Origin of the sequence: uncultured Holdemanella sp. (assembly GCF_958348295.1) — a bacterium.
In the GTDB taxonomy this organism is placed as follows: Bacteria; Bacillota_I; Bacilli_A; order Erysipelotrichales; family Erysipelotrichaceae; genus Holdemanella.
This window is the reverse complement of record NZ_CATVYQ010000023.1, coordinates 21,688-31,495: the sequence shown is the minus strand read 5'-3', so window position 1 is coordinate 31,495 and position 9,808 is coordinate 21,688. Positions and strand designations below refer to the sequence as shown.

The following is a 9,808-nucleotide window of genomic DNA, read 5'->3' as shown; positions in this document are numbered from 1 at the left end:
TCAGCTACTAATGCTTCTTTTATTTTTTAGTTATACAAATTCTGCAAAGTTAAGGAATCACAGAATCTGTAAATGTCTCGGGTCTTTTTGATAATTCTTTCATAATCGCACTTCCTTTTTTTCATTTTTTGCATTGTATCATTTTTTGGGGATTGTAAAATAAAAGTGAGGTGATATTTGATGGAAAAATCAAAAGTATACTATACGGATTTTCATGCCCGTAAATTAGGTGAGGGTTTACCTACAAAATTGCAATTGTTGGTAAAAAAAGCAGGAATTGCCGAATTGGATTTAGACGGAAAGTTTGTCGCAATTAAAATGCATTTTGGAGAATTAGGAAATATTGCATATTTAAGACCAAATTATGCACGTGCCATTGTGGATGTGGTAAAAGAATTAGGAGGAAAACCATTCTTAACCGATTGTAATACAATGTATCCAGGATCAAGAAAGAATGCCTTGGAACACTTAGAATGTGCCTGGCAAAATGGCTTTACACCACTTACTGTAGGATGTCCCATTTTGATAGGAGATGGACTAAAAGGAACAGATGATGTCGAAGTGCCTGTCGTTGGTGGAGAATATTGTCAATCAGCTAAGATTGGTCGAGCTATAATGGATGCCGATGTATTTATTTCTTTGACACACTTTAAAGGCCATGAATCAACTGGATTTGGTGGAACCATTAAAAATATAGGTATGGGATGTGGTTCACGTGCTGGTAAAAAAGAACAACACTGTTCAGGTATTCCGCATGTTGATGAAAAATTATGTCGTGGTTGTAAACAATGTCTTAAAGAATGCGCAAATAATGGATTAGAATATGATGAAACAACACATAAGATGCATATCAATGAAACAAATTGTGTTGGTTGTGGCCGTTGTTTAGGAGCATGTAATTTTGAGGCGATTTCATTTAATAACTACAATGCGAATGAATTATTAAATAAACGTATGGCTGAATACACAAAAGCCGTTGTGGATGGACGTCCTAACTTCCATATCTCATTGATTGTGGATGTTTCGCCAAACTGTGACTGTCATGCCGAAAATGATTTGCCAATTCTTCCTAATATCGGAATGTTGGCATCTTTTGATCCACTAGCTTTAGATCAAGCCTGTGTTGATTTATGTATGAAGGCAAAACCAATGCCAGGATCACAATTAGATAAACATCTACATGATCCAAACTTCTGTGACCACCATGACCATTTCACAAATTCAACGCCTGAATCGGAATGGAAATCTTGTTTGGAACATGCACAAAAGATTGGCTTGGGAAATCGAGAATACGAATTGATCGAGATGAAATAACAGTAGCGATTAAGCTACTGTTTTATTTAATATACGAACTAAAATTGGAATAACAATCAATTGAATGATGATGCCTGAAAGACAAGTGACAAAGCTAGCTGTCATAAATATAGATAGTGTATAGCCTTGTGTACTTAGGATGAATGTATTCACAAAACCATTCACGATTCTTCCTGCAAGCATCGCAATAATTAAACTCATGTATAATTTAGATATTTCGTTTTTTAAAATGATGTGTTTTTCACATAAACCAGTAACTAAACCATATACAGCTAGTTCAATCATCATTTGGGGTAAGATCATAGCTGGAGGCATACCAGTTATCATACTTGAAAGAAAGGGTGTAAAAATTCCACATGCCAAACCATAGGGTGCTCCACAAAATAATCCACAGATCAATACAGGAATGTGCATTGGTAAAAATATGCTACCTCCATTTGGAATCACATGAAATGCCATTGGAAGTAATACGCCTATCGCAATGCATAAAGCGCAAGATACTAATTTTTTTGTTGTACTTTTCATAATCTAAATTCCTCATTCTTTAAAAAACAAATTCTTTTAAACGAGAAAATGCTTCTTCTACTATGCTTGTTGGTAAAGCTAAATTCATTCGAATCGTATTTGGATTCATAAATGGACGGCCATCTTGCCAACATACACCATAATGAACACCTTTCTTTAATAGTTCATCCATAGTGATATTGTGTGTATCTAAATATTTTGTGCAGTCTAGATACAACATATATGTTCCTTCTGGTTTTATGACTTCAATACCTTTGAAATGAGTGTGGATAAAATCAATCGCAAAATCTACATTATTCGCAATTACCTCATTAAGCTCGCTAACCCAATCCAATCCATCTTTACAATATGCACCAATAAGGGCATGAATACTTAATATGTTAGGTGAATTATAGTGGGATAAAGAAGCCTGTTTATTTAATCGATCACGCAGATATTTGTCATAAACAATATGGTAGGAACCAACTAAACCTGCAAGATTGAATGTCTTACTTGGAGCATAAGCGGCAATCGTTCTTTTCTTGGCATCTTCACTTACAGATTGTGTAGGAATATGCGTATTTTCTTTACGTACTAGATCCGACCAGATTTCATCACTAAAGACTAAAACATCATACTTTTTACAGATGTCTATAAATTTTTGGATTTCTTCCTTTTTCCAGACTCTTCCCGTTGGATTGTGTGGAGAACAAAATATCGCAAAATGAATATTGTGTTTGGTGATCTTCTTTTCAATATCCTCATAATCAAGTGACCAGTTATTCTCTTTTATTAATGGGCTATCAATAATTTTTCTTCCTAGATTATTTAATGTATGAATAAATCCAATATAACATGGTGATTGTACTAGAATGGCTTCACCGCTAGATGTAAAAGCTTGTAAAGCACTTGATAATATACCAAGAACACCATTTTCATATCCGATAGCTTCTTTTTCTACATCTATGCCATGTGTTTCTTTTTGCCAGAACTGAATGGCTTTATAGTAATCTTCTGGCATTTCAAAATATCCAAAGTGAGGTTCATTGATGCGGTTGATCATTTGTTTTTGAATATTTTCAAAAACAGGATAGTTCATATCCGCAACCCACATAGGAATTTTTGAAAAATTTGGATCTATCTCTACATCTTTAATAGGTAATACATCGAGGGCGAGTGCATCATGTCCTTGACGGTTTAATAGTGTTGTAAAATCATACTTCATAAAAAGAATCTCCTTATTAACTTAATAATATAATTTGAAAAATGAATATGCAATTTGATATTTGCTTTTTTTCTTGTTGGTTTTGTGGGATGATTAGATTAGAAAGAAGGGATGCATATGCGCACAAGATTCTATAATGCACAAGTACTCACAATGAAGGATTTTAATATTTTTTCAGGTGAAGTTTGGGTAGAGGATAATAAGATTATATATGTAGGAAAAGTAAAAGATTCTTCTTTTTGTTTTGATCGAGAAATAGATGTACAAAACAATTTGATCATGCCTGGATTTATTGATGCACATACCCATTCTGGAATGACGTTTTTAAGATCGATGGCCGATGATATGCCACTTCAACAATGGCTCAATGAAAAAGTATTCCCTATTGAAGCTAAATTAACGCAAGATGATATTTATTATTTTTCTAAGCTGGCTATATTGGAATATTTAACGAGTGGAATTACTACAAATTTTGATATGTATTTAAATCCCGAAGCCATTATTAAGGCAAGCTTGGATATGAAGTATCGTACAGTCTTATGTGGAGCTGTTAATGATTTTTGCCTATCCGTAGAAGATGTAGAACGATGCTTTAATGAATACAATCAAGAGAATAGCCTTATTTCTTATATTCTTGGCTTTAGTCATGAATATACCAACTCCAAAGAAAAAATCCAACAAGTAGCGGCATTATCTCATAAATACAAAGCACCTGTTTATACGCATTTAAGCGAAACTGAATATGAAGTATCCACATGCAAAGAAAAGACAGGGTTAAGTCCTGTTGAATACTTATGTGATTTGGGCGTATATGACTATGGTGGAGGAGCTTTTCATTGTGTGCACATGAGTGAACATGATTTGGATTTATTTCAAGAAAAACATTTAAACATCGTCACAAATCCAGCATCCAATCTAAAACTAGCTAGTGGCATAGCTCCTATTCAAGCTATGCTTCAACGAAATATAAATGTATGTCTAGGAACAGATGGTGCGGCAAGTAATAACTGTCTAGATATGTTTAGAGAAATGTTTTTGGTGACAGGACTAGCTAAATATAAAAACTGTAATGCTTCTGCAGTGGATGCTTACAAAGTGTTAAATATGGCAACAATAAATGGAGCTAAAGCTTTAAATTTAAATTGTGGTGTGCTTGAAGCTGGAAAGTTGGCAGATTTAATTATTTTAGATCTACATCAACCGAATATGCAGCCAATGAATAATATCGCAAAAAATATTGTATACAGTGGATCTAAATCTAATGTAAAATGTACGATGGTCAATGGAGAAATCTTATATGAAGATGGACATTTTTATGTAGGATTTGAGATTGAGGCACTATATGATGAAGTACAAAAAAGAGTAGAAAGGTTAAAGTAATGAATATACAGATTTTTGGTAAGAACAAATGCTTTGATACAAAGAAAGCACAACGCTATTTTAAAGAAAGAAATATTAAGTTTCAGTTTATTAATTTAGACGAAAAAGAAATGAGTAAGAAAGAATTTGAGAGCGTGCTTAGACAAGTTGGCATTGATTCTATGGTTGATCCAAAGGCGAAGGATAAAGAATTGTTGACAATGTTGAATTATTTATCGAATAAAGAGGAAAAGGTGTATCTTAATCAGCACATATTAAAAACGCCAATCGTGCGTAACGGCAAATTGGCAACAGTAGGCTATGAACCAAATGTATGGAAAACATGGGATTAGTCTTTGTATAAGAAACAATCTTTTTCATGGGAATAAATCACACCAATGGCTTGAAGATAGGAGTATATGATCGTACTTCCTACAAACTTCATGCCTCTTTTTTTTAAATCATTTGATATTGAATCTGAAAGAGAGGATGTAGTTTTGTTCGTTTCATAAATAATCTTTCCATGCGTAAAAGTACATAAATAGTTGTAGAATGTTTGATACTCTTCTTGAATGGATTTAAAAATCTTCGCATTTGAAATACTCGCTTTGATCTTTAATTTATTTCGAATAATTTTTGGATTATTTCTTAATTGTTCTATTTTTGCTTCATCAAATTTAATCACTTTATCAATGTCAAAATCTTCATAAGCCACTTTAAAAGCTTCTCTTTTATTTAAGATACACTCCCAGCTTAGTCCGGCTTGAAAAGATTCAAGTATCAACATTTCAAAGAGATATTTTTCGTTTGTATTAAACTTTCCCCATTCATGATCATGATATTCAATATATTTTGGATTGTTTAGATTACACCATGTACATCGTTTCATGATTCTATTTTAAAGTAGATAAAATTTGGATTCAATGATAAAATTAAATCAGTTGGTTATTCTCAATTGAGAATGACGAAAGGGGTTTTATGCAAGATTCATTTGGACGAAATATAAATTATATGCGAATTTCACTAACAGATAGATGTAATTATGCTTGTTACTACTGTAAGCCAGACATCGCAAAACACCTTTGTCATTCGGATATATTGACGTATGAACAAATCTTAAATATTTGTAGATGTGCTATTTCTTTGGGAATTACTCGATTTAAAATTACGGGTGGAGAACCCACACTTCGTAAAGGCTACATTGACTTTATTCGTAGGTTAAAAGAATTAGAGGGTGTAGAACAAGTGACTTTGACGACAAATGGAAGTTTATTTTCATTATCTGATTTAGATGAGCTTAAAAAGATTGGACTAGACTGTATTAATTTTTCAATAGATACACTTGATGAATCTGAATATTTGAAGATATGTAAAAAGAATAATTTGAAGAAGGTTTTGTTGAATTTAGAATATGCTTATAAGATGGGTATTTCGGTGAAAGTGAATTGTGTTGTCGATAATTTATTTTCGTTTTCTCGATTTGAATCTATGTTAGAACTCATTAAAGATAAAAAAATCGCATTGCGCTTTATTGAATTGATGCCATTAAAAAATAGTGATCGAAACACAAAAATGAATGAATTCATTGAATATGTACAAAAGAATTACATATTAAATGTATATGATCATAAGCTTGGTAATGGCCCAGCCCACTATTATACAATACCAGAGTTTCAGGGATATATTGGTTTTATTGAAGCGTTGCATAATAAGTTTTGTCAAGACTGCAATCGCGTACGCTTAAGCAGTGTAGGACGTTTGAAATTATGTTTATTCCATATGGATGGTGTGGATTTAAAACCGTATCTAAATAATTTGGAAGAACTAGAAAAAGTGATGAGAGAATGGATATTCAAAAAGCCCAAGGAACATCATTTTGAAGAAGAACATTCGTTGACGGTGATGAATGAAATTGGAGGATAAAATGGAATTAACACATTTTGATGAGCATGGTAATGCACGTATGGTGGATGTAAGTGAGAAGAATATCACTTCTAGAAGTGCTTGTGCCGTTGGAAGTATATTAGTAAATAAAGAGATTATTGAAAAAATAGAACATAGTGATATGAAAAAAGGAGATGTATTAGGTGTAGCTCGTATTGCTGGAATCATGGGCGTAAAAAAGACGAGTGAATTGATTCCTTTGTGTCATCCTTTAATGATCAATAAGGTCAATATTGATTTTGAGATTGATAAAGCGAATTGTTTGATCTATGCATATTGCACCGTTAAATGTAATGGAAAAACGGGCGTAGAAATGGAAGCTTTAACAGGTGTAAATATTTGTCTTTTGACAATTTATGATATGTGTAAAGCTGTAAGTAAAGATATGGAAATAAAAAATGTACATTTGGTTTCTAAATCAGGTGGAAAAAGTGGAGATTTTGTATGGAAGGAATAATTAAAGCAATTTGTATCAGCAAACAAAAGGGAACAGAAAAACATCCGGTTCAAGATATTGAAATTATTGAAAATCATGGACTAGAAAATGATGCGCATGCAGGTAAGTGGCACCGTCAAGTTTCTTTATTGTCGTATGAAAAACGTGAAGAATTTAAGGCCAAAGGTGCCAATGTAGAGGATGGCGCCTTTGGAGAAAACTTACTTGTATCGGGTATTGAATTTACAAGTTATCCTGTAGGAACACAATTTAAAATTGGAGATGTATTACTCGAACTGACGCAAATCGGTAAAAGCTGCCATTCTCATTGTGAAATCTATCATCAAGTTGGTCAGTGTATTATGCCACATTTAGGTGTATTTACACGTGTAATACATGGCGGTCACATTTGTGTTGGGGATAAAGTGGAAGTTATTGAAAATAAAGATTCTAGAATGCGTGTAGCCGTATTGACATTAAGCGATAAGGCAAGTGTTGGACAAAGAGTGGACAAGAGTGGTCCGTTGATTGAAAAGATTATGACAGAACAAGGTTACAACGTTACAAGTGTGACAGTGATTGCGGATGATGAAAATGAAATTGTCTCACAATTGATTAATTTAAGTGATCGTTGCCAAAATGATTTAATTTTAACAACCGGAGGCACAGGACTGAGTGTACGTGATGTGACACCAGAAGCTACAATGAAAGTCATGACAAGAAATGTTCCAGGTATTAGTGAAGCATTGCGCTATGAATCAATGAAATACACAAATAAGGCGATGTTGTCACGTGGTGTGAGTGTATTAAGAAATCAGACGTTGATTATTAACTTGCCAGGAAGTCCTAAGGCGGTTAAGGAAAGTCTAGATATAATTTTAGGCCCATTAAAACATGGCTTAGAAATCATGAAAGGTGAAGCAAGTGAGTGTGCAAGGAAGTAATTTAGATTTCACTCCAATCTGGATATCTTTAAAAACCGCAAGTATCACAATTGTGATTACTTTTATTCTTGGTTTACTTGCTGCATGGTGGATTTATTCAAGAAAGAATGAAGCATTGAAAATGATCTTTGATGGAATCTTTACTTTACCTATGGTCTTGCCACCTACGGTTGCTGGATTTTTCTTGTTGATGATTTTTGGCGTAAATCAACCCGTAGGCAGATTTTTTATGAATGTATTTGGCGTTCGCATCGCATTTAGTTTTAGTGCTACTGTAATCGCAGCTGTAATGATTTCATTTCCATTGATGTATCGAAATTCTAGAGGCGCCTTCGAACAAGTGGACACAGATTTAGTATATGCTGCAAGAACTTTAGGAATGAGCGAATGGAACATTTTCTTGAAAGTATTGATACCCAATGCCTTACCAGGAATTATAAGTGGTGGTGTTCTTGCCTTTGCGCGTGGCTTAGGTGAGTTTGGGGCGACAACTATGCTTGCGGGAAACATTATTGGGAAAACGCGAACACTTCCAGTTGCAGTTTATAGTGAAGTGATGAGTGGCGATATGGAATCAGCCGCCTTTTATGTATGGGTGATTATTGGTATTTGTTTTACAGCTGTGATTTTGTTGAATTTATATCAACTATGGGTTCGAAAGAAAAGGAGTTTCTAAATGTTGGTAGTACAAATCTATAAAAAACTTGCAGAATTTGATTTAGATGTTTCTTTTCAAGTAGAAGACAATATATTAGGGCTTATGGGAGCTTCAGGCTCTGGCAAAAGTATGATATTAAAATGTATAGCTGGAATTGAAACGCCAGATCAAGGACGGATTGTATTAAATGATCGCGTTTTATTTGATTCTGAAAAGAAAATCAATGTTCCCATTCAAAAAAGAAATGTGGGTTATATGTTTCAAAGTTATGCTCTATTCCCCAATATGAGTGTATATGAAAATATTAGTGTAGGATTAAAAGCTAGAAAAATAAAAGATGTGGATATTGTGGTTAGGAAAGTGATGAGACAATTTCAAATTAGTGAACTTGCTTCAAGATATCCCAAACAATTATCGGGTGGACAAAGACAAAGGGTGGCATTGGCTCGTTTGATGGCTTATGAACCAGATGTTCTTTTATTGGATGAACCATTTAGTGCTTTAGATGAAGATTTAAAGGAAGATTTATTACAGGAGCTTAAAAGTGAGCTTCAAATTTCAAAACCAGTTATTTTTGTATCGCACAATAAGGAAGAAGTAAATTATTTGTGTGATCTAAAATATAAAATTAAACAAGGAAAGATCAGATGAAAAAAGGTTTAAGTATTTTATTGGCTGGAATCATGGCCACAAGTTTATTTGGTTGTAGTTTTAATGAACCAAAAGAACAAGTAAAACTTACAATTGCGGCAGCTGCAAGTTTGGAAAACGCATTTGAAGATAAATTGATTCCAATGTTTGAAAAAGAATATCCAAATGTAACGATTGAAGGGGTCTATGATAGTAGTGGAAAATTACAGCTTCAAATTGAAAAAGGATTAGATGCCGATGTATTTTTTAGTGCAGCTACAACACAGATGAGCGCTTTAAAAGATGAAGATTTAGTGGATGCCGATTCAATTTCAAATGTATTAGAGAATAAATTGGTGTTGATCAAAGGAAAAGATAGCACTACAACAGTCACTGGATTTGACAATATTGGGGATGCTTCCATTATTGCGATTGGAGATCCAGAAGTAGTTCCTGCAGGAAGCTACGCAAAGGAAGCTTTGACAAACTTAGGTGTATGGGATTTTATTCAAAATCGTTTAAGCTTAGCAGGAAATGTAACGGAAGTATTGTCTCAAGTTGAAACACAAAATGCAGAAATTGGTTTAGTTTACGCGACAGATGCTGCAAGTAGTGATAAAGTAGAAGTAGTGGCAGAGTGCGATAATTCATTATTAGCTACGCCAGTACTATATCCAATAGGTCGTGTATCGACTACAAAACATAAAGATGAAGCCAATTCATTGATTGAATTCTTAAAGAGTGATAAAGCTTTAAAAGTATTCAAAAAATACGGATTTAAAGAAGGAGAATAA

12 protein-coding genes are annotated in these 9,808 nt (G+C 33.6%); 9 read left to right on the top strand and 3 right to left on the bottom strand.

Going from position 1 to position 9,808, the window contains the following annotated elements; translation table 11 throughout:
• Positions 1-180: 180 nt before the first annotated feature.
• The gene (locus Q3907_RS05735; RefSeq protein WP_301897633.1) at positions 181-1,314 is read left to right on the top strand and encodes a DUF362 domain-containing protein; all 1,134 of its coding nucleotides are present in this window, start codon (positions 181-183) and stop codon (positions 1,312-1,314) included.
• 9 nt (positions 1,315-1,323) lie between these two features.
• Here the strand turns inward: Q3907_RS05735 and Q3907_RS05730 are convergent, their stop codons facing one another.
• Both Q3907_RS05730 and Q3907_RS05725 read right to left on the bottom strand, forming a co-directional pair.
• Positions 1,324-1,839 (bottom strand): ECF transporter S component, encoded by a 516-nt coding sequence (locus Q3907_RS05730; protein WP_301897632.1) that lies wholly within the window; start codon positions 1,837-1,839, stop codon positions 1,324-1,326.
• A gap of 19 nt (positions 1,840-1,858) precedes the next feature.
• Entirely contained in the window at positions 1,859-3,043 is a 1,185-nt protein-coding gene (locus tag Q3907_RS05725; protein WP_301897631.1) for a MalY/PatB family protein, read from the bottom strand.
• Positions 3,044-3,160: 117 nt separating this feature from the next.
• On the opposite strand from Q3907_RS05725, the gene Q3907_RS05720 reads away from it, so the two are divergent.
• Together Q3907_RS05720 and Q3907_RS05715 are read left to right on the top strand one after the other, a co-directional pair.
• Entirely contained in the window at positions 3,161-4,423 is a 1,263-nt protein-coding gene (locus Q3907_RS05720; protein WP_301897630.1) for an amidohydrolase, read from the top strand.
• A complete protein-coding gene (locus Q3907_RS05715) occupies positions 4,423-4,755 on the top strand; it encodes an arsenate reductase family protein (RefSeq protein WP_301897629.1) in 333 nt (110 codons plus the stop codon). Before Q3907_RS05720 ends, Q3907_RS05715 begins: the two co-directional genes overlap by 1 nt.
• Here Q3907_RS05715 and Q3907_RS05710 read toward each other — a convergent pair.
• On the bottom strand, positions 4,752-5,291 hold the full coding sequence (locus Q3907_RS05710; RefSeq protein ID WP_301897628.1) for a DNA-3-methyladenine glycosylase I: 540 nt from the start codon (positions 5,289-5,291) through the stop codon (positions 4,752-4,754). The two genes, Q3907_RS05715 and Q3907_RS05710, sit on opposite strands and share 4 nt — an antisense overlap.
• Before the next feature lie 89 nt (positions 5,292-5,380).
• Between Q3907_RS05710 and moaA the strand changes: the two genes are divergently transcribed.
• The 6 genes from moaA to modA are packed head-to-tail and all read left to right on the top strand — an operon-like array spanning position 5,381 to position 9,808.
• Complete coding sequence (gene moaA / locus Q3907_RS05705; RefSeq protein ID WP_301897627.1) at positions 5,381-6,325, top strand: GTP 3',8-cyclase MoaA; 945 nt, start codon at positions 5,381-5,383, stop codon at positions 6,323-6,325.
• A gap of 1 nt (position 6,326) precedes the next feature.
• Entirely contained in the window at positions 6,327-6,803 is a 477-nt protein-coding gene (moaC, locus tag Q3907_RS05700) for a cyclic pyranopterin monophosphate synthase MoaC (RefSeq protein WP_295560528.1), read from the top strand.
• On the top strand, positions 6,791-7,726 hold the full coding sequence (locus tag Q3907_RS05695; protein WP_301897626.1) for an MOSC domain-containing protein: 936 nt from the start codon (positions 6,791-6,793) through the stop codon (positions 7,724-7,726). Before moaC ends, Q3907_RS05695 begins: the two co-directional genes overlap by 13 nt.
• Positions 7,707-8,402, top strand: coding sequence for a molybdate ABC transporter permease subunit (modB, locus tag Q3907_RS05690; protein WP_301897625.1), 696 nt, complete (start codon positions 7,707-7,709; stop codon positions 8,400-8,402). Before Q3907_RS05695 ends, modB begins: the two co-directional genes overlap by 20 nt.
• Positions 8,403-9,035: a sulfate/molybdate ABC transporter ATP-binding protein gene (locus Q3907_RS05685; RefSeq protein ID WP_301897624.1), complete on the top strand. Its 633-nt coding sequence runs from the start codon at positions 8,403-8,405 to the stop codon at positions 9,033-9,035. It begins immediately after the preceding gene.
• Positions 9,032-9,808, top strand: coding sequence for a molybdate ABC transporter substrate-binding protein (modA, locus tag Q3907_RS05680; RefSeq protein WP_301897623.1), 777 nt, complete (start codon positions 9,032-9,034; stop codon positions 9,806-9,808). Before Q3907_RS05685 ends, modA begins: the two co-directional genes overlap by 4 nt.